A 25,210-nucleotide genomic window follows, 5' to 3' on the forward strand; every position below is an offset into this window, starting at 1 on the left:
CGTTGGGATAAAAATCAGTTAGTCGTTTAGCCCGAGAACATCGAGCATAGAATAAAGACCGGGTTTCTTGCCATGTGCCCAAAGGGCAGCTTTTACCGCGCCTCGGGCAAAGATTGTGCGGTCCTGGGCATGATGGGCGAGGGTGATGCGCTCGCCTTCGCCAGCAAGAATCACTTCATGATCGCCGATAACCGAGCCGCCGCGCAGTGTTGCAAAGCCGATGGTGCCCTGTTCACGCGGGCCGGTGTGACCGTCGCGCACACGTACGCTTTTATCGAGAAGATTGATTGCGCGGCCTTGGGCCGCTGCTTCACCGAGCAGAAGGGCTGTACCGGAGGGTGCGTCAACCTTGTGTTTGTGGTGCATTTCAAGGATTTCGATGTCGAAATCTTCAGGGCCGAGCGCCTGAGCAGCCTTTTTCACAAGGCCTGACAACAAATTGACACCAAGGCTCATATTGCCGGATTTGACGATTGTGGCGTGACGCGCTGCGGCGCGGATCTTTTCTTCGTCTTCGACGGAAAGTCCTGTGGTGCCAATGATATGCGCGATGCGTGCCTGTGCCGCAAGGCCTGCATAGTCGAGTGTGGTCGCTGGCGTAGTGAAATCAAGTACGCCCTGCGCCTTAGCAAAAACCGGCAGCGGATCATCGGTGATCGCGACGCCAAGATTGCCGATGCCTGCAACTTCACCCGCATCCTTGCCAAGAAATGGTGAGCCGGGACGCGCAATAGCGCCTGTCAGATACGCGCCGTCAATTGCATGGATCGCGCGGATGAGCGCCTGTCCCATGCGGCCATTTGCACCGACGACAACCAGACCGATTTCAGCAGCCTCAGCCATTGGACTTTTCCTCTGTATCATTGTTCCCGATGAGAATGTCGTCGTTACCACTCTGAAGCTGGTAGAAGCGGGCATAGACTCCGTTCGGTATCTCGATCAGGTCGCTATGGCGACCTTCTTCAACCACATGTCCTGCTTCCATGACGATGATGCGGTCAGCATTGACGACCGTAGACAACCGATGTGCAATCACAATCGTGGTACGATCATGCATGATGTGATCAAGGGCCTGCTGAACACGCTTTTCTGACTCATTGTCGAGAGCAGAAGTCGCTTCATCGAGCAGCAGCACGGGAGCGTTGCGCACAATCGCGCGGGCAATCGAAACGCGCTGACGCTGACCGCCCGAGAGTGTTACGCCGTTTTCACCGACAGGTGTGTCGTAGCCGTGTGGCTGCTGCAAAATGAATTCATGTGCGTTGGCAAGTTTTGCGGCTTCAATGATTTCCTCCTGCGTCGCATCCGGGCGTCCATAGCGGATGTTATCGGCAATTGTTCCTTCAAACAGATAGGGCTGCTGCGAAACATAGGCGACGGAATGACGAAGCGACTCTTTCGTGACTTTGGCGATGTCCTGTCCATCGAACAGAATCTGTCCGCCGGAGACATCGTAGAACCGCTGCACAAGGTTGATCAGTGTGGATTTGCCAGCACCCGATGCGCCAACGATCGCAGTTGTTTCTCCGGCCTTTGCTTTGAAGCTGATGCCGTGCAGCACCGGGGTCAATTCGTTATAGGAAAAATGCACATCCCTGAAGTCTATCTCACCTGCTCCCGCTTTAAGCGGTACGGCGTCTTTTGCATCACCCTGATTGGGTTCGATGTCCAGTACTTCGTAGATCATGCGGGCGTTGACGAGCGCGCGCTCAAGACCAACCTGCAAACGTGCCAGACGGCGCGCTGGATCGTAAGCCAGAAGCAGTGCGGTGATGAACGCAAACATAGAACCGGGAGGCTGCTGGTTGAGGATCGCATTATACCCACTGTAGGCCAGCACACCGGCAATCGCAAAACCCGCCAGAATTTCCGAAATAGGGGTTGTGCGTTCAGAAACGCGGGCGATCTTGTTGCTGCGGTTTTCCGTCTGGTCGATCAGCGTATCGATCTTACCGCGTAGCTGATCTTCCATTGTGAATGCTTTGACAATGGCAATGCCCTGAACGGATTCCTGCATGGCACCGAGAAGGTGCGAGTTGAGATGCACAAGATCACGCGTTACGGTACGGATGCGGCGCGAGATATAGGCAACTGCCAGTACCAAAGGTGGTCCGATCAGGAATACCGCTGCCGACATATAAGGGTCGGTATAAAACATCATGCCAACAAGACCGATGAGCGATACAAAATCGCGCGCGATCGACGTGATGGTCATGTTCAGCAGGTCACGGATGCCGTTCACATTCTGGTTAATCTGTGCCGCCAGATGGCCGGAGCGCGTATCGTTATAGAAATCCAGCCCCAGCTTCATAAGATGGTCAAAGATGCGCTTCTGATAGCGTGCAACCAGATTATTGCCGATTTTGGCGAGTTCTACGGCCTGAATATAGCTTGAAAGCCCGCGCATAATGAAAATGCCGAGGATTGCACCGCAGATAATCCAGATCAAACCGATTTTCTGTTCATAGAAAATCTTGTCGATCATCGGCTTCATCATATAGGCCAAGCCAGCATTTGAACCGCCCACTATGAGTGAGGCAGCGATCGCAATGAAATAGCTCTTTTTATATTGATGCACATTCTCCGACATCATGCGGCGAATGACACGCGTGGCTTCGCTTGGATCGATCTTCTTCTTTTTCTTTTTGAATAAGCTCACGGGCAAAGTGCTTTTTATCTGGCAGCCAAAGACTGCAATAGGTGACTGTTTGCAGCGCTTCTATAACGTTATCTTTGTGGCTTGACCATGCCTGAGAATAAAAGCCCTTTTAGTCAACGCGCCAGCGGCGGCCTCGAGTGGTGACTTCAAACCGTGTTGGGGTACGTGCAAAAGCCGAAAGTCCGCTAAGAGCTGCAAGCGGGTGAACCACGACGCGAACAGGGATTTCGCGCATGAAATGCGAATGAGGAGCCTTATCTTCAAAGGCTGCACGGAACGATCCTCGCTGAAGGGCGGAGAGAATACGCTGCGGGATGCCGCCAGATAAATAGACGCCACCATGTGCCTTGAAGATGAGTGCCAGATCGCCCGCAATGCGACCCAGATAGGTCACGAAGAGTTCAAGCGTCTCAACAGCCTGGGGATTGCTGCCATCAAGGCCTGCTGCTGTAATATCTGGTGGTGTGTCTAAAACCGCTGGCACCTGATCGCAGGCGCAGATTGCGAGATAAAGATTGCGCAGGCCACGTCCGCTGAGAATCTGTTCAGCTGCAACGCGCCCTTCGATGGTTTCAATATGGGGGAAGATTTGATAGTCGCGCTCGCTGCGCGGACCGATATCAATGTGGCCACCTTCACCGGGAACAGGAACCCATGCATTGGAAGTGCGCACAAGTCCAGCGACACCCAAGCCCGTGCCCGGCCCCAGAACGACGCGTGTTGCGATGATTTCTTCCTCATGCCCGCCAATCTGATGGAGATATTCTTTTTGGATGGAGACAACGGCCAGAGCCTGAGCTTCAAAGTCATTGAGAACGGTGACATCTTCAAAGCCAAGGTTGGCGATCAACTGTTTTGGACGGACAACCCAGTCACAATTGGTAAGGTCGATCTCATCATCATCAACGGGTCCAGCAACAGCCAGAATGGCAGAGCGGGGGCGAATGGAGGTGTGGTTGAGTACCGTTTGCTCAATCGCATCGTCAATCGTTGCATAATTGGCGGTCTGAACGACCGGAAATTCTTTAGGCTCTGCATGAGAATCAACAAGAAGCGCAAAGCGCGCATTGGTTCCACCAATATCGCCGACGAGGACGGGAAACTTGAAACTCTGGTCAGCGTTATTCATGGTCTGCCTTGCTGCTTCGATTGTTCTTATTTTTTGCGGCCGTGTTCAGGGTAGCTCTATCAGTCGAGCACGCGTATCAGCTTTTCAGCCGTGGCGGGATTGAGAGCCATTGGAATATCATAGACACTGCCAAGCCGGGTGAGGGCCTTTACATCGACATCGTGGGGAAGCGGCGAGAGCGGATCGATGAAGAAAATCAAGGCCTGCACGGTGCCTTCGGCGATCATTGCGCCGATCTGCTGATCGCCGCCAAGCGGGCCGCTTTTGACGCGATGGATGTTCAGCGAGGGACATGCCTCCTGAATAAGACCACCGGTGGTTCCGGTGGCGACAATATCATAATGAGACAAGGCTTTCTCATGGGTTTGCGCAAAGGCGACCATCTCGTCTTTCTTCAAATCATGGGCGATCAGGGCAATGCGCAGACGTTCCGTCATGAGATTGATAACCTTGTCATTTGAGTTCTAAATCGTTTGAAACCTATAGCGAAGCCATAAGCCAGTGAAAAGCGTGTTTTTAATACACGCTTTAGTTGGCACCATAGATCACATCTGCAATCGAATCGGGCGACGGACCGTTCAGGACTGCGGCGCAGGCTTTTGGCAAATCTGAAACCATGACCGGCTTAGGCTTTTTGGGTGGCTCCTTGGATGGTTTTGCAGGCTTCCACGGTTCATCCGTAAACCACCATGCCAGCGACTTGTCGCATCCGTCACCCGCCGCAACTTTTGGCTGCGGTTTGCAATCGGGTGATCCCGGCTGGCAATGGAGTCTGACGTGGAAATGATAGAAATGGCCCCAATATGGGCGCACTTTGCCAAGCCAGCTGCGATCTCCTGTTACGGTATCGCAAAGCTGCTTTTTGATGCCGGGATGCACGAAGATGCGCTCAACTTCCGGATAGCTTGCGGCGTGTTTGATGAGCGCTGTGCGCGCCGGGGTCCATTTATTCGGATCGACGTAAAGCGAATCCTTTTTAAGCATGGATACAGCCGACACACTTTCGCGTTCCGCATCGGTGAAACGCTTCTTTGGCATCGGCGTCAACCAGATATCGGCATCAAGTCCCACCTGATGCGAAGCGTGGCCTGTCAGCATCGGACCGCCGCGGGGCTGTGAAATATCGCCGACCAGCAGGCCGGGCCAGCCGTCTTTTGCGGCGTCGCGCGAAAGCTTTTCCAGAAGACCAATGGTGCGCGGGTGCCCCCAGTTGCGATTGCGCGAAAGACGCATGACCTGCCAATTGGGGCCATCGATTGGCAGGGCAACACCACCGGAAAGACAGCCCTTTGCGTAAAAGCCGATGGATTGCGGCTCTTGTGCCAGTACGGGCAGTTTCTTGCTGCCGAATGCCTGTTTGGCAGGGGCGTCCTGCGCCAGCGCCTGTGAAGCGAATTCCGGCGCAAGCATCGCCGCAAGACAGGTTGCGAGGACGAAACGCGACCGGAATTTGGAGAAAAATCTCGTAGCCATGGGCAATGTCCAAATAAATATTACTCGAATCATTCGAGCCGACATGGCGGATTATGCTTTGCGTTCATCCAAACGGCAATCAATCACTCATTTTACCCCTTTGGGCAGCATGAATTAACGCCAATGATCGTTCTGCCACATGGCCGAGAAGGCTGCTTTATAATCAGGATAGATGAAATCATAGCCCAGTGCCTTGATGCGCTGGTTGGAGACGCGTTTGTTTTCGCCATAGAATGAGCGTCCCATCGGTGTGAGATCGGCTTTTTCAAATGGAATTTCAGGCGGAGTGGCAACGCCCATCAATTCTGCGGCATAAGCCACGACGTCTTGTGGCGGGGCTGGCTCGTTATCGGTGATGTTGAAGGCTCCGCCAGTATTGGTGCCTGCGAGAAAACGCAGGCTTCCGGCGATATCATCCACATGGATACGGTTGAAAACCTGGCCGTCTTTGATGATGCGCCGCGCCGTGCCGCGTTCAAGATTGACGAAAGCATTGCGGCCAGGGCCGTATATGCCCGATAGACGCAGAAGGGCGACAGGGGTGCCATGGCGTTTGCTCAGTGCTTCCCACGCGTTTTCCGCTTCCACACGCTCGAGCGAACGGCGCGATGTGGGGGCTAAAGGCGCTGTTTCATCAATCCAGTTGCCATCGTGATCGCCATAAACGCCCACAGTTGACAGGTAGCCGATCCAGCGAATGGTGTTGCCGGGGCGTCGCAGAGCCTCCTCGACAATTGCAAGCGATGGATCGCCGCTTTCGCGTGGCGAAATCGATATGACGACATGGGTTGATTTTGCGAGGCGGTCGATCAGATCATTCGAGGCAGTCTCACCGTCGAAGATGATCGGTGCAATGCCGGATTTTTCGAGGAGGGGGAAATTCTGCTCGTTACGGGTGGTGCCATCGATGCGCTCCGCCTCTCCGATCATCAAGCGGGAAAAGGCTCTCGCAGAATAACCGGCTCCAAACAGAAAAATGCGCATTCCAGCTATCCTCCAGAGCGCATCCCGAAAGTGTGAAACGGTTTTCGGAAAAGATGCGCGTTTAAACAAAAGCTTGAGATGCACCAATCTTATTCAATCAGATTGGTGCTCTAAGCTCCATTCTGCGCGCACCGTAGCATCCTCTTCGCGTGAGGCCAGACGTTTGTGTGAAATTTTGAAACGATCTGTGCTTACGAGCTGTTTCAATGCCCAGACGGCCGCGCCACGCACCACAGGTGCAGGATCTTCAAGCAGGCTTTCCACCTGTGGAACCAGCGTCTGATCTTTTGAATTGCCGGTTGCGATCAATACATTGCGCAGAAAACGGTCGCGACCGATCCGTTTGACGGGAGAACCGGAAAACAGTGTGCGGAAGGCTGGATCATCGAGTGCAAGAAAATCTGCAAGCTTGGGTGCCTTGAGATCATCGCGGGCTTTCAATTTGATCTCGCTGGTGGCTTGCGCAAACTTGTTCCATGGGCAAACCGAGAGGCAATCATCGCAACCATAGATACGGTTGCCCATGGCCTTGCGAAACTCGTGCGGGATCGGGCCCTTGTTCTCGATGGTGAGATAGGAAATGCAGCGTCCTGCATCGATCCGGTAAGGCGAGGGGAAGGCCTTTGTCGGGCATGCATCAAGACAGGCGCGGCAGGAGCCGCAATGATCACGATCCGGTTCATCCGGCGGAATTTCAGCCGTCGTGAAGATCGAGCCTAAGAACAGCCACGAGCCGAGTTCGCGACTGACCAGATTGGTGTGTTTACCCTGCCAGCCAAGGCCGGCAGCCTGCGCAAGCGGCTTCTCCATCACAGGGGCGGTATCGACAAAGACTTTTACATCCTGCCCTGCACGTGCCGCAAAGCGGCTTGCAACATGCTTGAGCTTGCCCTTGATGATGTCGTGATAATCGCGATTTTGCGCATAGACCGAGATTGCGGCCCGGTCCTTGTGTTCAAGAATGCTGAGCGGATTGCTATCCGGACCGTAATTCATCGCAAGCACCATGATTGAACGCACTTCCGGCCAGAGAACGCTGGGGTTTGCCCTGCGCTCTTCGGTCTCTTCCATCCAGAGCATATCTGCGTGATGGCCATCGGCAATATATTGCCGCAAGCGTTGAGGCGCGTGCGGAATAGCATCCGGCCCTGTGAAAGCAACCGCATCAAAGCCGACAGCTTTCGCTTCTTCAATCAGAAAGCGTTTCAGCTTGAGAGCCTTGTCCGAAGCCTGTCCCTTATCAGAAGTCGAGGTCGCCATAATGAGCCACTGGAGCTAGCCCGCGCACGCGATCAGCCAGCAGCGGGCGGAAGGCCGGGCGCGATTTCATGCGAGCATACCAGTCGCGCGCGGCTTTGGTCTCGCCCCATTCAATTTCGCCGAGATAGTCTAGCACAGAAATGGAGGCTGCGGCTGCCATATCCGCATAGCTTGGAAGGCTGCCTGCGAGCCAGTCTCGGGTAGCGGCGAGCCAGTCGATATATTTCATGTGCTGGCGGATATTGGTGCGGGCAGCACGGATCGCGGTTGAATCCGGCGCGCTGCCACCCATCTCAGCCGCCATCTGGAGCTTGAAGACCCGTTCGCGAGCAATATGACGCGTCACTTCGTTTTCGAGCTTGAGCAGGAACCAATCGACCAGACGACGCACTTCTGCCCGTTCCATCGGGCTTTCCGGCAAAAGGCGGCGATTGCGCTTCAAGGCGCCGCGCGTTTCATCGAGATATTCCGCAATAACGGTTGCACCAACAACCGGCAGATCGCGTTCAGCCAACAATACAGGAAGTGTTGCAGCAGGGTTCAGCGCCAGAAATTCCTTGCGGCGCGACCACGGGCGCTCCTCAATCAGTTCGGCTTCCACATCATATTCACCGAGAATAAGCCGCACATAGCGCGAGCCTGAAGACATGGGATGATGAAAAAGCGTAAGCATAATCGACGCGGTACTCTCGACTGACAAGCTTTAATTGATCCCCGGTGAGGACATGTGGCTGGCGTTTGCACCGGCAGCAGGTTATTTCTGCTGTCAGGCGATTCGAGCCACCTCAACGGAATGTTTAGTTTATAGGTGCTATGCTTGGCAGAGACAAGCAATCGCTGGGAGTGCCTAGTGTAGCACTTTCATGCTTAACAGCTCGTCAAGATGCGCCATTTTTATCCTGCCACCTTCTAAGGTACTGACTTCATGGAAATTTATAATCTTCTGGAAGCCGCTTTTCTCGGTCTGGTTGAAGGTTTGACGGAATTCATCCCTGTTTCATCGACAGGCCATCTGTTGCTGATCGGCCATTTTCTGGGTTTTGAATCGAACGGTAAGACCTTTGAGGTGCTTATTCAGCTGGGCGCAATCCTTGCGATCCTGAGCGTCTATTCGGCAAAGCTTGTTAAAATTCTGACTGATTTTCCGCGCGATGCCCGGACAAGACGTTTCGTGCTGGGCATTCTGGTTGCATTTCTGCCTGCAGCCGTCATTGGTGCATTGGCGCACGGCTTCATCAAGAGCGTGCTGTTTGAAACGCCGATGCTGGTCTGTATCATGCTGATCCTTGGCGGTTTCATTCTGCTTTGGGTGGATCAGCTGGACCTCAAGCCGCGTTATCGCGATGTGATGGATTATCCGCTGCCGATCTGTCTGGCGATTGGCTTTGTCCAGTGCCTTGCCATGATCCCCGGCGTATCGCGCTCAGGTTCGACCATTGTTGGCGCACTTCTGCTCGGTGCAGACAAGCGTTCGGCAGCAGAGTTCTCGTTCTTCCTCGCCATGCCGACAATGGCGGGTGCTTTCACCTACGATCTTTATAAAAGCCATAGCGCACTGTCGATGAATGACACGACGCTTATTGTTGTCGGCTTTGTTATGGCATTCATCTCGGGCGTATTCGTTGTGAAACATCTGCTCGATTATGTCTCGCGCCATGGCTTCAAGCTGTTTGCCTGGTGGCGTCTGATTGTCGGCTCACTTGGAATGGCAGCACTTTTTATCTGGGGATAAAAAAGGGGCCTTTCGGCCCCTTTATTGTAATCACGCAAATCCGGTCTTGGTGTATTGACCGGCAACGCGGTAGCGCCAGAGATAGGCTGGAAGGATTGCATCCACGGCTTCGGGCGTGATGCCCATGCCTTGCAGCGTACGGCCTTCCTTGATGGCATTTTCTGAAACCACATTGTCGAATTTCAGCAATGTGACCTGATCATTGGTGAGCAGCGGATTTGGCAGCAGGCCAAGAACCAATGCCTGAAGGCGAGCAACCCACCAAGGCATCGACACGATGACGCGCTTGCGGGCGATAACGCCGAGCATGTCCTTCATCCAGTTCTTGAACGGCTGCGCGTCTGGACCGCCCAGTTCATACACGCTACCGGCTTCAAGCTTGCCATCGACTGCGCGTGCAACGGCTTCCGCGACATCGCCGACATAGACCGGCTGCAGCTTGGTTTTACCGCCGCCGATAACAGGCAGGAACGGCGAGAAGCGTGCCATGTTGGCGAAGCGGTTGAAGAAGCGATCTTCATGACCGAAAATAATTGATGGACGCAGGATAACCGTATCCGGGAGAACGGAGAGAACGGCGTTTTCGCCTTCAGCCTTGGTGCGTGCGTAATCCGAAGGAGATTTTGCGTCCGCTGCAAGCGACGAAATATGCGTCAGCTTGAGGCCTGCTGCCTTGGTGGCTTCGGCAATGTTCTTTGCGCCCAGCACCTGAACGCTGTTAAAACGCTGCTTGCCGCTTTCCGAAAGAATGCCGACGAGATTGACGACATGATCGGCGCCCATGATGGCGCGTTCAACAGACCAGCGATGCCGCACATTAGCCTGAACCATCTGAATCTGGCCCACATTGCCGAGCGGCGCCATGTAATAAGCGATCTCTGGCTTGCGCACAGCAACGCGCACACGGTAGCCGCGTTTGGTGAGGGCTGCCACGACCGCGCGCCCAACAAAGCCAGAGCCGCCGAAAACGGTGACCAGTTGTGGTCTGTTGTGAACTTCGTTCGGTTCGGTCTTCATCCTGAACTCCTGCATGAAAGCCTGATTATAACGCCGCATATGATGCCAGACATGATGATTGCGGCATGTTTTCTGGCGGTGATTTATCGCCTTTTGGCAACAACGCAAAGGGGACTTGTTGTCACGACTGCGACAAAGGCCGCTTTTCCCGTATTAAACATGCAATACCGCTTTGAGATTTCGCGGCTTACTGGTAAATCGCGCGCATGAGCACACCACTTGACCATATTCGTAATTTTTCGATCGTCGCCCATATCGACCACGGCAAATCGACGCTGGCCGACCGCCTCATTCAATTGACGGGCGGGCTGGACACGCGTGAGATGAAAGACCAGGTCCTCGACTCGATGGATATCGAGCGCGAGCGCGGCATCACCATCAAAGCCCAGACCGTTCGTCTTACCTATAAGGCGAAGAACGGCGAGGACTATGTGCTGAACCTTATCGACACCCCCGGACATGTCGACTTCGCCTATGAAGTCTCGCGTTCGCTGGCTGCATGCGAAGGTTCACTTCTGGTCGTCGATGCCTCACAGGGCGTGGAAGCGCAGACGCTGGCCAATGTCTATCAGGCCATCGACAACAACCACGAGATCGTGGTGGTGCTGAACAAGGTTGATCTTCCGGCAGCGGAGCCTGAGCGCGTTCAGAGCCAGATCGAAGAAGTAATCGGCATTGATGCCAGCAAGGCTGTGATGATCTCGGCCAAGACGGGGCTTGGCATCGCTGATGTTCTCGAAGCGATCGTCGAGCAGCTGCCGCCTCCGAAAGAGGGTGATCGCAATGCGCCGCTGAAAGCCATGCTGGTGGATAGCTGGTATGACAGCTATCTCGGCGTTATCGTGCTGGTTCGCGTTATCGACGGTGTGCTGAAGAAGGGCCAGACCATCCGCATGATGGGTACGGGCGCGAAATATCCTGTTGAACGGACTGGCGTATTTACGCCGAAAATGGTTCAGATGGATGAACTTGGACCGGGCGAACTGGGCTTCATCACCGCTTCCATCAAGGAGGTGGCTGATACGCGCGTCGGTGATACCATCACAGAAGACCGTCGCCCGACCGAAAAGGCCCTGTCCGGCTTCAAGCCTGCGCAGCCGGTCGTGTTCTGCGGACTGTTCCCGGTTGATGCTGCCGACTTTGAAGACCTGCGCTCTGCCATGGGCAAACTGCGTCTCAATGATGCGTCGTTCTCGTTTGAAATGGAAACGTCTGCTGCGCTTGGTTTCGGATTCCGCTGCGGCTTCCTCGGACTCCTGCACCTCGAAATCATTCAGGAACGCCTTGAGCGTGAGTTCGATCTCGACCTCATCACGACGGCACCCTCAGTTGTCTATCGTCTGAATATGCAGGACGGTTCGCAGAAAGAGCTGCACAACCCGGCTGATATGCCGGATGTTGTGAAGATCGAAGCGATTGAAGAGCCATGGATCCGCGCAACCATCATGACGCCGGATGATTATCTCGGTGCGATCATGAAGCTCTGTCAGGAGCGTCGCGGCCTGCAGATCGATCTCACTTATGTTGGTCCGCGTGCGATGATCACCTATGATCTGCCGCTCAACGAAGTCGTGTTCGATTTCTATGACCGCTTGAAGTCGATCTCGAAGGGCTATGCCTCCTTCGACTATAACCTCTCGGATTACCGCGAGGGCGATCTGGTTAAGATGTCGATTCTGGTGAACGAAGAGCCTGTGGACGCGCTTTCGATGCTCGTTCACCGCTCGGCTGCTGAAAAGCGTGGCCGTGCGTTGTGCGAAAAGCTCAAAGAGCTGATCCCGCAGCATATGTTCAAGATCCCAATTCAGGCGGCAATTGGCGGCCGTATCGTGGCGCGCGAAACTATTTCAGCGTTGCGCAAGGACGTGACGGCCAAGTGTTACGGCGGCGATATTTCGCGTAAGCGCAAACTTCTGGACAAGCAGAAGGAAGGCAAGAAGCGCATGCGCCAGTTCGGTAAGGTGGAAATCCCGCAAGAGGCCTTCATTCAGGCACTCAAGATGGGTGATGATTAAAAATACAATGAGGTGCCTTTGGGCACCTCTTTTTTGTTTACTGAATATATTGTGTAGAAAAAGTGATGTTTTCTTGTTTAATTAATGTAGAGTATTATTTAATTTTGTATTTTAAATCGAGAAAACAGAATAAATTATTCTTTAATTAAATCCCATTTTGCGTAGTCTGGAGATAGGTATGCTTGCCAGTAGTCATCTTCTTTTACTAGAGTCATAAAATTACCATCTCTATTTGAAATATAATAATCGCCATCCAATTCAAGAATACGAAAAGTTGTTTTCAATATTATAATTGAGCTGCGTATGCATGCTATTCCTTCATATTTTATGCCATTAATTGTTTTGTTTTCTTCCTTGTAAAGATTAATGTCGTATTCGCTGCCTTCGACATGAGTAAATATGCGACCTTGCTGAATGCCATCGAAATTTTGATTGATCGTCCAGTTGTAATTGGGAACGTTTTTCGTTCCTATAAGTGGTGAGAGAGAATCAATCGCGACGAGACCAGCAGTTAAAAACATTCCAGATTCTTTATGTAATAAATTGTATTTTGGCATAATAATCTCCGATACTTATTTGCCGGAAGACTGTATCATCTGTTTCTTTTGATGCACCTGTCAGATTTACTGTCTAATCCTCATCCACCACGCGCAGGCGCATCTGGGTGGGAGCGATATCCGACTGTCGCGTCGGGCGCTGCGGCTCTTCAGCCGGTGCCGGACCAAATTCCAGTGCTTCGATCTTCGCGCCACGCTTGGTGACCTTATTGGAAGACACCAGAATGTCGTCGATATCCTTGTTGGCCTGCAAGAAATGGGTTTGCAGCTTGCGCACACGCTCATCAAGGCGGCCCACATCTTCCATCAGGCGGATCACTTCACCCTGAATGACATGCGCCTGTTCGCGCATTCGGGCATCTTTCAGGATCGCCTGAATAACCTGAATGGACAGCATCAGCAGCGATGGCGAGACGATGACGATCCTCGCCCGGTGCGCGCGCTGGACCAGCGCTTCAAAATGCTCATGAATATCGGCAAAAATGGACTCCGACGGAACGAACAGGAAGGCCGTATCCTGCGTTTCGCCGGGTATCAGATATTTGTCGGAAACATCCTTGATATGCACTTCCATATCGCGGCGGAACTGCGCAACGGCTGCCTTGCGTGCTTCCGGCGCTTCCGTTTCGCGCATGGAGTTCCATGCTTCAAGCGGGAATTTCGCATCGATAACCAGTGAAGGCGCGTTGTTTGGCATTTTCACAAGGCAATCAGGGCGCGTTCCGTTGGATAGTGTCGCCTGAAACTCGTAAGCGCCCTGCGGCAGACCATCGGCAATGATCGCTTCCATGCGCGACTGGCCAAAGGCACCGCGCGTCTGCTTGTTGGCAAGGATCGCCTGCAACTGCACGACCTGACCGGCAAGCGATTGAATATTGTTCTGCGCTGTGTCGATAACCGCCAGACGCTCCTGCAACTTTGCGAGGTTTTCATGGGTCGAACGGGTCTGCTCCGTCATGGTCTGGCCGATGCGGTGTGTCATGCCGTCGAGCCGTTCGCGGATAGACTGGTTGAGCTCTGCCTGCCGTGAGCCGAAAACTTCGGCCATGGTCTGCATGCGGCCCTGCATTTCGGACTGAGCTTTCAGAATCTCCGCCATGCGATATTCCGCATCGCGCGCACGGTCTTCAGCCTGCGCTTCCGCGACCGCGCGAAGGCGTGCAGAACGCGTCGCCGCAATGAGAAAAATGGCGAGGCACAACACCAGCACAACAATGCCCGCAAGGAGGATATTTCCCAGCGTGAAGGAGGTTGCGCCAAGCTGCAGAAGCGGTTCATTCAAGAGGTTCTGGTTTTCCATGCATCAAGCTTAACTGATTCGTGTCGCCTTGATGAGATCAAAACGGGAACATTTTACAAGTTGCAATTGACGATTATCGCGCAAGCGATTAGGTGAAACGCATGTCTATTAAACCGCTCATAATTCTTCCCGATCCCGTCCTGCGCCAGCTTTCCAAGCCTGTGGAGCGCTTTGACGATCAGTTGCGCAAATTTGCCGGCGACATGCTCGACACCATGTATGATGCACCGGGCATCGGCCTTGCTGCTATTCAGGTGGGTGAGCCTCTGCGGATGCTGGTCATAGATCTGGCCAAGGAAGAAGAGCCGAAGGCGCCGCATGTCTTCATCAATCCGGAGATTGTCGCCTCATCGGACGAACGCAGCGTTTATGAAGAAGGCTGTCTTTCGATCCCTGATTATTATGCAGAGGTCGAGCGGCCTGCGACCATCAAGGTCAATTATTTCGATGCGGACGGCAAGGAAAAGTCGATGGAAGCCGACGGGCTCATGGCGACTTGCCTGCAGCATGAAATCGACCATCTCAATGGCGTGCTGTTTATTGATCATATCTCCAAGCTCAAGCGCGATATGGTCATCAAGAAGTTCAAGAAGCTCGCCAGTCAACGTGCGTCAAACAGGGCTTTGTGATGCGGATTGTCTTTATGGGGACGCCGGATTTCTCCGTGCCAATCCTCACAGCCATCATAGGACAAGGTTATGAAGTGGTTGCGGTTTATTCGCAGCCACCGCGTCCGGCTGGCCGTCGCGGGCTGGAATTGACCAAGTCACCGGTGCATGAAAAGGCCGAGGAATTCGGCATCCCGGTTTTCACACCGAAAAGCCTGAGAGGCGCCGAAGAGCAGGACGTTTTTGCGAGCCTGGAAGCGGATGTGGCAATCGTCGTGGCTTATGGCCTGCTGCTGCCACAGGCCATTCTCGATGCGCCGCGCCTTGGATGTTACAATGGTCATGCCTCGCTTCTGCCGCGCTGGCGCGGGGCTGCTCCCATTCAACGCGCCATCATGTCGGGCGACACGGAAACCGGCATGATGATCATGAAAATGGATGCGGGGCTTGATACCGGTCCCGTCGCTATGGCCGAAAAAGTTGCGATCACGCCGGACATGACTGCAGGCGAGCTGCATGATCGTCTGAGCCTTATCGGTGCTGACCTGATGGTGCGTGCGCTTGGTGCGCTTGAGCGCGAAAGTCTGACACTTCAGCCGCAGGTGGAGGAAGGTGTGACCTATGCCGCCAAGATCGACAAGGCGGAAGCGCGTATCGACTGGTCGAAGCCTGCAAAGGACGTGCACAATACGATCCGCGGTATCTCGCCATTTCCAGGCGCATGGTGTGAGATGGAAATCAACGGTGCGGTTGAACGTGTCAAACTCCAGCGCTCCACATTGGGCGAGGGAAGCGGCGCTCCGGGCACTGTACTTGATGATCGCCTGACGATCGCATGCGGCGATGGTGCCGTGCGTCTCATAACGTTACAACGTTCAGGCGGTAAGCCTTTGCCCGCGCAGGAGTTTCTGCGTGGAGCGTCTGTGACGAAGGTTCTCTGAGCGGTGCCTCGTTACAAGATCACTGTCGAATATGACGGCACGCCCTATGTCGGCTGGCAGCGGCAGGAAAACGGCCATGCCGTGCAGAACGCGATTGAGCAGGCTTTCAAGAAATTCTGTGGTGAAGATCTGACATTGAGTGCGGCAGGCCGCACCGATGCAGGCGTCCATGCGAGCGCGCAGGTCATTCATGTCGATCTGACCAAGGATTGGGGTGCTGCGAAAGTGCGCGATGCCCTCAATGCGCATTTGGTCATGGCGGATGAACGTATCAGCATTCTCAATGTCGAGAAGACAACGGATGCTTTTGATGCACGTTTCTCGGCGCGCGCCCGGCATTATCTCTACCGCATTCACAACCGCCGTTCGCCTCTGGCGATTGATTATCAGCGCGTTTGGTGGGTGCAGAAACGCCTTGACCACGAAGCGATGCATGAGGCTGCAAAGCGGCTTCTGGGTGAGCATGATTTTACGACATTCCGCGCAACGCAATGTCAGGCAAAAAGTCCGGTGAAGACACTCGACAGGCTGGATATCACGCGCAATGGCGACTATGTCGAAATGCGGGTTTCAGCACGTTCGTTCCTGCATAATCAGGTGCGTTCCTTTGCGGGAAGCCTGATGGAAGTTGGCGTTGGCCGCTGGACGGCTGATGATCTGCAGGCAGCACTTGAGGCCAGGGATCGCAAAGCCTGCGGTCAGGTCGCACCGCCCTATGGGCTTTATCTGATTGGCGTTGATTACCCGTTTCCGTTTTAAAAAGTCTGTGCGCCAATTCCGATGCCAAAAAGCTGTTGCAGGAACACTGTGATGAACAGTGAGCCGAAGAACATGCAGGCAAAGAACGGTGCCACATAACCGTGCGGGCGCTGCAGCACGATGAAGGTCAGCCGGTAGCTCAGGATGATCGAGATGGCGAAGAGCAAGAACGCAAACAGCGTCGCGACATCAAGAAACCCCGGAAAGAATAGCTGTAGCAGCGTGATTGGCGCGAAAAGCCATGCAAGAAGTGCGCTGCCCCAGTTGGTTGCAATTACATAAGCGGCATAGCGCTTTGCAATGCCGATACGTTGTGCGATCAGGCCGACGATAACAATCGGTATAACCCAGGCAGCAATATCGACAGTTGCGGCACGAATGACGATGGCCAGGCGAAGGCCAGCTTCTTCGCGCCCCGCCGTGAGGTCGGCTGCATAGGCAACCCAGGTTGCCAGAAGCGGCGGCAGAGCGACCACAATTGCATAGAATGATGCCCAGAAATCTTCTGTGGAGATATCGAGATATCCAAGGCCATCTTTCCGGCCAAGCATCATCTTCCAGACGCCCGCAAAATATCTGAAAATAGTATCCAGATTGGGCATATTGGTCCCTTATCCGAAGAAATCAGCGATGAAACGTTCGTAAATTTGTGTCAGTCCTTCAAGGTCGGCAAGGGCCACGCGTTCATCGACCATGTGCATGGTCTGTCCCACAAGGCCAAACTCCACCACCGGGCAATAATCCTTGATGAAACGCGCGTCCGACGTGCCGCCTGATGTGGAAAGCTGCGGGCGTTTGCCGGTGACGGCTTCCACTGAAGAGGTCAGTGTCCCGATGAGCTTCTCGTCGCGGGTGAGAAACACATGGCTCGGGTTTTCGCGCCATGTCAGTTCATAACTGATCGGCGTTTCGCGGCCCGGTCGCAGACGGTCGTTGCGCGAAGCCTTTTCAAGACGCGAGACGATCTCGGCCTTCAGGCTATCTGCGGTCCACGTATCGTTAAAGCGGATATTGAAGGAAGCGGTCGCCTTGTTTGCAATAACGTTGGTCGCCGTATTGCCCACATCAACCGTTGTCACTTCCATGTTGCTGGCCTGAAAATCATCGGTTCCTTCATCGAAAGCCGGATAAAGCAGGCCGTCGATCAGCGTGGTGATGCCACGAACCGGATTTTCTGCCAGATGCGGATAGGCGGCATGGCCTTGCACTCCGTGAACTGTGATCGTGCCGGAGATCGAGCCACGACGCCCGATCTTGATCATGTCGCCGAGCGTATCGGGATTGGTTGGCTCGCCGACAAGCGAAGCATCCCATGTTTCGCCACGGTCTTTCGCCCATTGCAGAAGTTTTTCGGTGCCGTTGATTGCCGGGCCTTCTTCATCGCCCGTGATGAGGAAGGAGACGCTGCCCTTGAGGCTGCCATGCTTTTCGATGTGACGCGCAACAGCAGCCACAAAGCAGGCAATACCGCCCTTCATGTCAACCGCGCCGCGCCCATACATGACGCCGTCTTCGACAGCCGCAGAGAAAGGCGGATGTTTCCAGTCGCTCTCATTGCCCGGAGGCACGACATCGGTATGCCCGGCGAACATCAGATGAGCACCATTTCCGGATTTGCGTGCATAAAGGTTTTCAATGTCCGGCGTGCCTTCTTCAGTGAAGACGGGACGCTGAACGGAAAAGCCCATTGGCTCCAGCATCGCTTCAAGTGCCGTAAGCGCGCCGCCTTCAGCGGGTGTTACGGACGGGCAGCGGATCAGAGCGGCAAGATTATCGGCGGGATTGGTAGGAAGGCTCATGATGTCAAAGCTTCATTCTGAGAATCGTATTGGCTTGAGATTAGATTGGGACGCTCGCAGATGAAATAGCAATCGCCTCTTTACGTAAACAAGTTCGAGGCGGTGCAGAAATCATAGCTTTTCTCAGATCGTTGCAATTCGGGAATGAAATTTCCTTGACCAGAGGGGCTTTGTCATCGTTAGTTAAAAAAAGGTTGATAGCGAGATCCGGAAAACGGACCGGTCACTGGGGAATTGTCACCGTGGAATTGTTCCAAGGGACATTTTTTAAAAATGGGAATCCGTCATGCGTCTACTGATTTCTGCGGCAGCAGGTATATTGGCCTTATCCGGGGCGACGCTGGTTCCGGCCAAGGCAGCTCAATGGAGTGAAGCAGGCGGGATTACCAGTATTCCATACGGCCATCTTGATTATTGCAAGCGTAACCCGCGTGATTGCGGAGCTCATCGTGCTTTGGCGCCGATGAAGCTGACGCCGGATCGCATGAAGCTGCTGCAAAGCGTCAACGCTTCGGTCAATGCGGCGATCAAGCCGGTTTCCGATCAGGATAATTACGGCAAGCGCGATTATTGGACCATTCCCCGCAATGGGAAGGGTGACTGCGAAGATTATGTATTGATGAAGCGCGCCAAGCTGATAGCTCGTGGCATCAGCCCCTCACAGTTACTGATCACGATGGTGCAGGGCAGCGAGGCGCATATCGTCTTGTCGGCAAGGACCGATCACGGTGATTATATTCTCGACAATATGCGCACGGAAGTGCTGCCTGTGGAGAAGACCTCCTACCGTTATGTCAAGATGCAATCGCCAGCCCATTCAGGGCAGTGGGTGTCGATTGCTGGTCGAGGCATGACGGTTGCCAATAATTGATATCGGACAGTTGCCATCGAAAAAGGCAGCTATCATCTGACGCAAGTGAATAGGGCCGCATTTTGCGGCCCTATTTATTTCGCGGTGCCATGATTGTGGATAAGGCATTCCTACCTCGTCAAAACTGATTTGCTCATCGTGTCGAGGATGAAACTTTCAGCCACGCAACTGTCATCAATGAGCCCCATTGTTCTCAATTCTTATACAGTGATTGCAAACAGTCTGTTCAGTGAAAATGAACAAAAATGCTTATATAACAGTTCTGTGAACGCAGATATATGAGTTAACATATTGTTTATAATATGTATTTTTCAATCTTCCCTTTGTTTTTGAAAAAATTGCATGCACGAATGTGTGATTAAGAAAACATTTTCGTGACTGGAACTTTCTCCCATTGTCACCCATTTGAGATGCATGAGGACGACGCACAGAACGTCGCCCATCAGACTAAGGAGATAGAAAATGAATAAGTTTGTTCTTGCTGCTGCTGCTCTCGCACTTAGCGCTGGTGCTGCTTTCGCTGAAAACCCAAATGTAGGCACACCTGCCGATCTTTATGCAAATGATCGTACACCTGTCGCTGCTCAGCGCGTTGATCACACTGCAACTGCTGCAATTGGTCACTCGACCTATATGGATGGTTCTGCAAACCGTTTCGGTGATGCATCGCCTTCCAGCTTCTCGAACTAAAAGTTCGAATGAAAACTTTGCTATCCCGGTTTCATTGCAGGCCGGAATGGCAAAATTTGAAGGTAGCGAGTGCGGCCTCCCAAGGTTCTCGCTGCCGGATTTGAATACTCAACGATTTTAACGAATCTCCCCGGAGGATGGCTTCTTGTCATCCCGGAGTCCCCGAAGGGAAAGGCAGGTTGCCATCCAAAGGGGCGATAGAAGGATTATAAAAATGAAAAAGTTTGCTCTTGCTGCCGTAGCCGTTGCCCTTAGCGCCGGTGCTGCTTTTGCTGAAAACCCAAATGTTGGTACACCTGCCGATCTTTATGCAAATGATCGTACGCCAGTTGCAACGCAGGGCGTTGACTACACTGCTCCGGCTTCGATCCAGAGCCAGACCTATAGCGATGGCTCTGCACACCGCTTCGGCGATGCATCGCCTTCGAGCTACCAGAACTAATCATTCTGGCAGTGAAATAAAAAAAGGCGAAGCTTTCGGGCTTCGCCTTTTTTGTTTGATTTTGCGGAGAAATCAGTCTCGCAGCAGCTCGTTGATCGAAGTCTTGGAGCGGGTCTTCTCATCGACGCGCTTGACGATCACGGCGCAATAAAGGCTTGGGCCCCAGTTTTCACCCGGGACGTTTTTGCCGGGCATTGTGCCCGCAACAACGACTGAATATGGCGGTACTTCGCCGTAGAAGATTTCACCCGTTGCGCGGTCGACGATCTTGGTCGACTTGCCGATGAACACGCCCATACCGAGCACGGCACCTTCGCGAACGATACAACCCTCAACGACTTCCGAACGGGCGCCGATGAAGCAGTTGTCTTCGATGATGGTCGGGCCAGCCTGCATTGGCTCCAGAACACCGCCGATGCCGACGCCCCCCGACAGATGCACGTTCTTGCCGATCTGTGCGCAAGAACCGACGGTTACCCAAGTATCGACCATCGTGCCTTCATCGACATAAGCGCCGAGATTGACGAAAGATGGCATCAGGATCGCGTTCGGCGCAATATAAGCGGAATGACGGACGACGCAGTTTGGAACCGCCCGGAAACCGGCTTTCTCAAATTCGTTGGCAGTCCAGCCGTCGAACTTGGAAGGAACCTTGTCCCACCATGAAGACTGGCCAGGGCCACCCTTGATGATTTCCATTGGGTTGAGACGGAAAGAAAGCAGCACGGCCTTTTTGAGCCACTGATTGACCTGCCAGTTGCCGTCCGCCTGTTTTTCTGCCACACGCGCTTCACCGCGATCGAGCATCAGCAGCGACTGCTCAACAGCATCGCGAACTTCGCCGCGGGTTGCCGTGTTGATGCCATCGCGTTCGTCAAAAGCCTTTTCGATGACCTTTTCAAGGGAGGCGAAATCTGGCTTGGTCATATGGCGGTCTCCATAAAATGGCAGGATAAGCGGCTGCCGCCTTTTTCGGTCGGCAGTTATCGTAGAAGTGATTAAGCGAAGGTACCATATGGGTCAATCGCGATATTGTGCGAATAGCTGGTCGCAATTGTGCCAGATTAAGAATTTAGCGGCCAAATTGATGCTAAAGCATCAAATAGCATTGTAATTGAAGGATCAGGCAAGCATGAACCCGATGGAGAAGACTGGCTGGACGCCTTTCCCCAATTCTGAGGAAGCCGCCAAGCAGGCGCGCACCGTTCCGAAGACTCCCCAGACTGAGGCTGAGGCTTATCGGCTTGCCTTCATGGACGATGACTTTATGACACGGCGCGATATGCGCCCCATCCGGCTTCAGCTTGAGCTTCTCAAACCTGAATTGATTCTTGCCGATCGTGGCATCAAGTCGACGGTTGTCATGTTTGGAGGCGCCCGTATTCCAGAGCCGGGCGGAGAGGCATGGGCTGCCAAGAACGAAGTTCAGAAAAAAAATCTTGAAGCCAATGCACGCTATTATGAAGAAGCGCGCAAATTTGCCCGCATCTGCTCCGAATATTCAGCGACCACCTATTATCGCGAATTCATCGTCGTAACCGGGGGTGGTCCGGGCGTGATGGAAGCGGGCAATCGCGGTGCCGCGGATGTCGGTGCGCCAACCATTGGTTTAAATATTGTGCTGCCGCATGAGCAGGCGCCCAATAGTTACGTGACGCCGGAACTCTGCTTCAATTTCCATTATTTTGCGCTGCGCAAGATGCATTTTCTGATGCGTGCGAAGGCAATCTGCGTATTTCCGGGCGGCTTCGGCACGATGGATGAGCTGTTTGAAGCGATGACCCTGATCCAGACAGACCGTATGGAGCGGATGCCGCTCATCCTGTTTGGCAAAGATTTCTGGAGCAAAGCGATCAATATCGAGTTTCTGGCAGAGCAGGGTACGATTTCTCCTGCCGATATCGAGTTGCTGACCTTCGTGGAAACGGCCGACGAAGCATGGGACGAGATCAAGAGCTTTTATAAGCTTTGATTGTAAAGATGCCATCGTGGGCTCCATAAGTGTGGGATGCTCACGATGGATTTTATATATTTTTTCGAAACAGGTTTTATTAAAGACCAGTGAAAATTACTGGCAGTTGATCCATTCCGCATTGGGTTCAGTTCAAAAATTTATAAATGAAATGTGGAACGTCTGGCGGTGGTTTGGCGTGGCCACTTTGGGTTTTGGGGCATATGATGCGACTAGTAATAGACTGGCCTTAATTATGATTTTTGCCGTCTCTATGCAGAAGTGGAACTTTTCAAGGTTCTGAATGTTTTCCGTCCTCATAAGGCCGCGGGCGGTGAACGAGTGTCACCAGCACAACGGAAATAATCATCAGCAGATACCATGAGCCGAGCTTACTCATTGAAACCAGCTCCCAGCCATTGCGCTGGTTGGGATAGAGCCAGGCTTTCGACCAGGTTCCGATGTTTTCGGCGATCCAGATGAACAGTGATGTAAGCAGAAACGCGACCAGCAGCGGCATTTTATGCCGGAAGCGAAACACGCGATAATGCATGGTCGTGCGCCAGTAGAGCGCGAAGGTTGCGGCAAACAACACCCAGCGCATATCCCAGATGAAGTGGTGGGCGAAGAAATTGATATAGATCGCAGCCGCCAGCACGATCGTCGTCCAGAGCGGCGGATAGTGGTTAAGCCTGATATCGAATATGCGGTTGATACGCGCCATATAGGAGCCGACAGCCGCATACATGAAGCCTGAAAACAGTGGCACGCCACCGATCCGGAAGAAGTTTTCCTCCGGATAGATCCATGATCCGGCATGGGTTTTGAACACTTCCATAGCCGTTCCGACAATATGGAAAATGACGATGACCTTGGCTTCTTCCCAAGCCTCAAGCTTAAAGACAAGCATTCCAAGCTGGATCATAACAGCGGAGAGAAACAGGAAGTCATAGCGGGTGATAAATCCTGGAGCATCCCCAATTCCACCGTCTGGCCAGAACCAGCGTGTGAGGATGATGAGACCCAGCATCGCGCCGCCAAACAAGCAGGCCCATGCTTGCTTCAATCCAAAAACCAGAAACTCAATCAGCGCATCACTGATGCGATGCCTTGGCAAGCTGTCGAGAAGGCGATGAGCCGCCTTATCGATACTTTTTTCAAGGCCCGTAAACTGCCTATCGGTCTGCAATTATGGTTTCCAGAAACTGGGTCAGATTGTCGGTGACATAATCGACCTGATCAGTGAATTCCGGGTCACTTTCCCATATTTCTGAGAATGTTGGCTCAAAATTATTTGGAACCACCAGCACGGTTTTCATGCCCAATGTCTTCGGCACGACGAGATTGCGCGCCAGATCTTCAAACATCACAGCCTTTTGTGCATCAATGCCGAATGCTCCGAGAAAACGATCATAAGTGACGCGTTCCGGTTTGGGCGTCAGTCCTGCTGCAACGATGTCGAAAATATCGTCGAAATCATCGAGAATGCCGAGCTGCTGTGCTGCACGTTCCGCATGGCCACGATCACCATTGGTAAAGATGAAACGGCGACCGGGCAGGGCGCGGATTGCCTCGCCCAGAGCCGGATCAGGCTTCAGCCACGTATAATCAATGTCGTGAACCTTTTTGAGAAAGTCGTCTGGATCGATCTTATGGCATTCCATCAGGCCCTTCAGTGTGGTGCCATATTCCAGATAAAACTGCTTCTGAATTTTGCGCGCTTCGTCGCGCGGCAATTTCAGGAGGTTCTCGACATAGCTCGTCATGCGCACGTCGATCTGTGAAAACAGGTCGGCGGCGTGCGGATAGAGTGTATTGTCAAGGTCGAATACCCAGTCGGTGACGTGGGCAAAGGCCGGAGCATCAGGTTGATTGGTCATAAGTCTTTATGTCACGAAGGCCGGTCAATAAAAAGCCGCCCGAAGGCGGCTAACTGATTATGGCACAATGAGTGCGCATTTTTCTATTATGGCACGATAAGCGTGCCGGCACCGTGTTCGGTGAAAAGCTCCAGCAGCACGGAATGCGGTGTCTTGCCGTTGAGAATGACAACGCCCTCAACGCCGCGACGGATTGCATCGATACAGGTTTCGACCTTCGGGATCATGCCGCCGGAGATGGTGCCGTCCTGGATCAGCGCCTGGGCGTCGGCAACCGAAAGCTCCTTGATGAGCTTCTTGTCCTTGTCGAGAACGCCCGGAACGTCGGTGAGGAAGAGTAAACGCGTTGCGGCCAGCGCACCAGCGATGGCACCTGCAAAGGTGTCGGCATTGATATTGTAGGTGTGACCGTCGCGACCCGGTGCTACTGGTGCAATGACAGGAATCATTTCCGAACGCGCCAGAAGATCGAGAAGGGTGCGGTCAACTTCTGCTGGTTCACCGACAAAGCCCAGATCAAGCACCTTCTCGATGTTCGAATCCGGGTCGATAACCGTTTTGTGTGCCTTGCGCGCGAAAACCATGTTGCCGTCTTTGCCGCAAAGACCGATTGCCCATTCGCCTTCGGCGTTGATGAGAGCCACGATTTCCTTGTTGATGGAACCGGCGAGTACCATTTCCACCACTTCAACGGTCTTCTCGTCGGTGACGCGAAGACCGCCTTCAAAGCGCGATTCAATGCCGAGCTTGGTCAGCATCGCCTGAATCTGTGGACCGCCGCCATGAACGACGATTGGATTGATACCTGACTGCTTCAAAAGCGCAATGTCGCGGGCAAACGCCTTGCCCAGTTCCGGGTTTCCCATGGCGTGACCGCCATATTTCACCACGACATTCTTGTTTTCGTAGCGCTGCATATAAGGCAGAGCTGCCGAAAGAAGTTGCGCTTGCATTTCAGGATTTTCAAGAGTCGTCATCGCGGGCTCCATGGCTGGCGACAGGGCAAGAGAGGCAGGCTTTTCTAAGCAATATGTGCGAGCCTGTAAAACGGTTTTGTGTCCATCGTTCTCGATTATTTGATCAGGCTGATTTTAATCGCCGCATTAAAATCAATTCCGTGCGCCAAACTGTTCCACCATAACG

Annotated in this window: 26 protein-coding genes; 9 read left to right on the top strand and 17 right to left on the bottom strand. The window is 53.3% G+C overall.

Annotation, left to right across the window (positions count from 1 at the left end; all coding sequences use genetic code 11):
• Positions 1–18: 18 nt before the first annotated feature.
• The 8 genes from dapB to H5024_RS04180 form a co-directional block, all read right to left on the bottom strand.
• Positions 19–843: a 4-hydroxy-tetrahydrodipicolinate reductase gene (gene dapB / locus H5024_RS04145; protein WP_187544153.1), complete on the bottom strand. Its 825-nt coding sequence runs from the start codon at positions 841–843 to the stop codon at positions 19–21.
• Positions 836–2,659: an ABC transporter ATP-binding protein gene (locus H5024_RS04150; protein WP_187544154.1), complete on the bottom strand. Its 1,824-nt coding sequence runs from the start codon at positions 2,657–2,659 to the stop codon at positions 836–838. The genes dapB and H5024_RS04150 overlap by 8 nt, the downstream gene beginning before the upstream one ends.
• A gap of 109 nt (positions 2,660–2,768) precedes the next feature.
• Positions 2,769–3,788, bottom strand: coding sequence for a glucokinase (locus H5024_RS04155; protein WP_187544155.1), 1,020 nt, complete (start codon positions 3,786–3,788; stop codon positions 2,769–2,771).
• A gap of 59 nt (positions 3,789–3,847) precedes the next feature.
• A complete protein-coding gene (locus H5024_RS04160) occupies positions 3,848–4,225 on the bottom strand; it encodes a methylglyoxal synthase (protein WP_187544156.1) in 378 nt (125 codons plus the stop codon).
• Positions 4,226–4,316: 91 nt separating this feature from the next.
• Positions 4,317–5,261: a penicillin-insensitive murein endopeptidase gene (gene mepA, locus H5024_RS04165; protein WP_187544157.1), complete on the bottom strand. Its 945-nt coding sequence runs from the start codon at positions 5,259–5,261 to the stop codon at positions 4,317–4,319.
• A gap of 114 nt (positions 5,262–5,375) precedes the next feature.
• Positions 5,376–6,245, bottom strand: coding sequence for an SDR family oxidoreductase (locus tag H5024_RS04170; protein WP_187544158.1), 870 nt, complete (start codon positions 6,243–6,245; stop codon positions 5,376–5,378).
• A 93-nt stretch (positions 6,246–6,338) separates the two neighbouring features.
• Positions 6,339–7,505 carry a tRNA epoxyqueuosine(34) reductase QueG gene (gene queG, locus H5024_RS04175; RefSeq protein WP_187544159.1) on the bottom strand — a complete coding sequence of 389 codons (1,167 nt, stop codon included), beginning with the start codon at positions 7,503–7,505 and terminating at the stop codon, positions 6,339–6,341.
• Complete coding sequence (locus H5024_RS04180) at positions 7,486–8,178, bottom strand: glutathione S-transferase family protein (RefSeq protein WP_187544160.1); 693 nt, start codon at positions 8,176–8,178, stop codon at positions 7,486–7,488. Before H5024_RS04180 ends, queG begins: the two co-directional genes overlap by 20 nt.
• Before the next feature lie 252 nt (positions 8,179–8,430).
• On the opposite strand from H5024_RS04180, the gene H5024_RS04185 reads away from it, so the two are divergent.
• On the top strand, positions 8,431–9,237 hold the full coding sequence (locus H5024_RS04185; RefSeq protein WP_187544161.1) for an undecaprenyl-diphosphate phosphatase: 807 nt from the start codon (positions 8,431–8,433) through the stop codon (positions 9,235–9,237).
• A 30-nt stretch (positions 9,238–9,267) separates the two neighbouring features.
• Here H5024_RS04185 and H5024_RS04190 read toward each other — a convergent pair whose 3' ends face one another.
• On the bottom strand, positions 9,268–10,254 hold the full coding sequence (locus H5024_RS04190; RefSeq protein ID WP_187544162.1) for a complex I NDUFA9 subunit family protein: 987 nt from the start codon (positions 10,252–10,254) through the stop codon (positions 9,268–9,270).
• Positions 10,255–10,460: 206 nt separating this feature from the next.
• Here H5024_RS04190 and lepA point away from each other — a divergent pair, with 206 nt between their 5' ends.
• The gene (gene lepA, locus H5024_RS04195) at positions 10,461–12,269 is read left to right on the top strand and encodes a translation elongation factor 4 (protein WP_187544163.1); all 1,809 of its coding nucleotides are present in this window, start codon (positions 10,461–10,463) and stop codon (positions 12,267–12,269) included.
• Between the two features lie 134 nt (positions 12,270–12,403).
• On the opposite strand, the gene H5024_RS04200 is transcribed toward lepA, so the two are convergent.
• Both H5024_RS04200 and H5024_RS04205 read right to left on the bottom strand, forming a co-directional pair.
• Positions 12,404–12,826 carry a hypothetical protein gene (locus H5024_RS04200; protein WP_187544164.1) on the bottom strand — a complete coding sequence of 141 codons (423 nt, stop codon included), beginning with the start codon at positions 12,824–12,826 and terminating at the stop codon, positions 12,404–12,406.
• 73 nt (positions 12,827–12,899) lie between these two features.
• On the bottom strand, positions 12,900–14,126 hold the full coding sequence (locus H5024_RS04205) for a DNA recombination protein RmuC (protein ID WP_187544165.1): 1,227 nt from the start codon (positions 14,124–14,126) through the stop codon (positions 12,900–12,902).
• A gap of 101 nt (positions 14,127–14,227) precedes the next feature.
• On the opposite strand from H5024_RS04205, the gene def reads away from it, so the two are divergent.
• Genes def through truA form a run of 3 tightly spaced genes read left to right on the top strand, consistent with a single transcriptional unit; the run spans position 14,228 to position 16,434 of the window.
• Entirely contained in the window at positions 14,228–14,755 is a 528-nt protein-coding gene (gene def / locus H5024_RS04210; protein WP_187544166.1) for a peptide deformylase, read from the top strand.
• On the top strand, positions 14,755–15,675 hold the full coding sequence (fmt, locus tag H5024_RS04215; RefSeq protein WP_187544167.1) for a methionyl-tRNA formyltransferase: 921 nt from the start codon (positions 14,755–14,757) through the stop codon (positions 15,673–15,675). The genes def and fmt overlap by 1 nt, the downstream gene beginning before the upstream one ends.
• 3 nt (positions 15,676–15,678) lie before the next feature.
• Positions 15,679–16,434, top strand: a complete 756-nt coding sequence (gene truA / locus H5024_RS04220; RefSeq protein WP_187544168.1) for a tRNA pseudouridine(38-40) synthase TruA — start codon at positions 15,679–15,681, stop codon at positions 16,432–16,434.
• Here the strand turns inward: truA and H5024_RS04225 are convergent.
• Together H5024_RS04225 and dapE are read right to left on the bottom strand one after the other, a co-directional pair.
• The gene (locus tag H5024_RS04225) at positions 16,431–17,036 is read right to left on the bottom strand and encodes a hypothetical protein (protein WP_187544169.1); all 606 of its coding nucleotides are present in this window, start codon (positions 17,034–17,036) and stop codon (positions 16,431–16,433) included. The genes truA and H5024_RS04225 overlap by 4 nt on opposite strands.
• Before the next feature lie 9 nt (positions 17,037–17,045).
• Positions 17,046–18,233 carry a succinyl-diaminopimelate desuccinylase gene (gene dapE / locus H5024_RS04230; protein ID WP_187544170.1) on the bottom strand — a complete coding sequence of 396 codons (1,188 nt, stop codon included), beginning with the start codon at positions 18,231–18,233 and terminating at the stop codon, positions 17,046–17,048.
• Between the two features lie 286 nt (positions 18,234–18,519).
• Here dapE and H5024_RS04235 point away from each other — a divergent pair, with 286 nt between their 5' ends.
• The 3 genes from H5024_RS04235 (at position 18,520) to H5024_RS04245 (ending at position 20,236) form a co-directional block, all read left to right on the top strand.
• Positions 18,520–19,104 carry a transglutaminase-like cysteine peptidase gene (locus H5024_RS04235; protein WP_187544171.1) on the top strand — a complete coding sequence of 195 codons (585 nt, stop codon included), beginning with the start codon at positions 18,520–18,522 and terminating at the stop codon, positions 19,102–19,104.
• 462 nt (positions 19,105–19,566) lie between these two features.
• Entirely contained in the window at positions 19,567–19,794 is a 228-nt protein-coding gene (locus H5024_RS04240; protein ID WP_187544172.1) for a hypothetical protein, read from the top strand.
• Between the two features lie 214 nt (positions 19,795–20,008).
• The gene (locus tag H5024_RS04245) at positions 20,009–20,236 is read left to right on the top strand and encodes a hypothetical protein (protein WP_187544173.1); all 228 of its coding nucleotides are present in this window, start codon (positions 20,009–20,011) and stop codon (positions 20,234–20,236) included.
• Positions 20,237–20,308: 72 nt separating this feature from the next.
• Here H5024_RS04245 and dapD read toward each other — a convergent pair whose 3' ends face one another.
• On the bottom strand, positions 20,309–21,163 hold the full coding sequence (gene dapD / locus H5024_RS04250; RefSeq protein ID WP_187544174.1) for a 2,3,4,5-tetrahydropyridine-2,6-dicarboxylate N-succinyltransferase: 855 nt from the start codon (positions 21,161–21,163) through the stop codon (positions 20,309–20,311).
• 205 nt (positions 21,164–21,368) lie between these two features.
• Here dapD and H5024_RS04255 point away from each other — a divergent pair, with 205 nt between their 5' ends.
• Positions 21,369–22,208, top strand: a complete 840-nt coding sequence (locus H5024_RS04255) for an LOG family protein (protein WP_187544175.1) — start codon at positions 21,369–21,371, stop codon at positions 22,206–22,208.
• A gap of 271 nt (positions 22,209–22,479) precedes the next feature.
• Here the strand turns inward: H5024_RS04255 and H5024_RS04260 are convergent, their stop codons facing one another.
• The 3 genes from H5024_RS04260 to argB all read right to left on the bottom strand — a co-directional run bounded on the left by H5024_RS04260 (position 22,480) and on the right by argB (position 25,044).
• On the bottom strand, positions 22,480–23,376 hold the full coding sequence (locus H5024_RS04260) for a DUF817 domain-containing protein (protein WP_187544176.1): 897 nt from the start codon (positions 23,374–23,376) through the stop codon (positions 22,480–22,482).
• Positions 23,363–24,067 carry a pyrimidine 5'-nucleotidase gene (locus H5024_RS04265; RefSeq protein ID WP_187544177.1) on the bottom strand — a complete coding sequence of 235 codons (705 nt, stop codon included), beginning with the start codon at positions 24,065–24,067 and terminating at the stop codon, positions 23,363–23,365. The genes H5024_RS04260 and H5024_RS04265 overlap by 14 nt, the downstream gene beginning before the upstream one ends.
• Positions 24,068–24,153: 86 nt before the next feature.
• Positions 24,154–25,044 (bottom strand): acetylglutamate kinase, encoded by an 891-nt coding sequence (gene argB, locus H5024_RS04270; RefSeq protein ID WP_187544178.1) that lies wholly within the window; start codon positions 25,042–25,044, stop codon positions 24,154–24,156.
• Positions 25,045–25,210: the final 166 nt, after the last annotated feature.

The sequence above is a fragment of the Ochrobactrum sp. Marseille-Q0166 genome, from assembly GCF_014397025.1.
Taxonomy (GTDB): Bacteria; Pseudomonadota; Alphaproteobacteria; order Rhizobiales; family Rhizobiaceae; genus Brucella.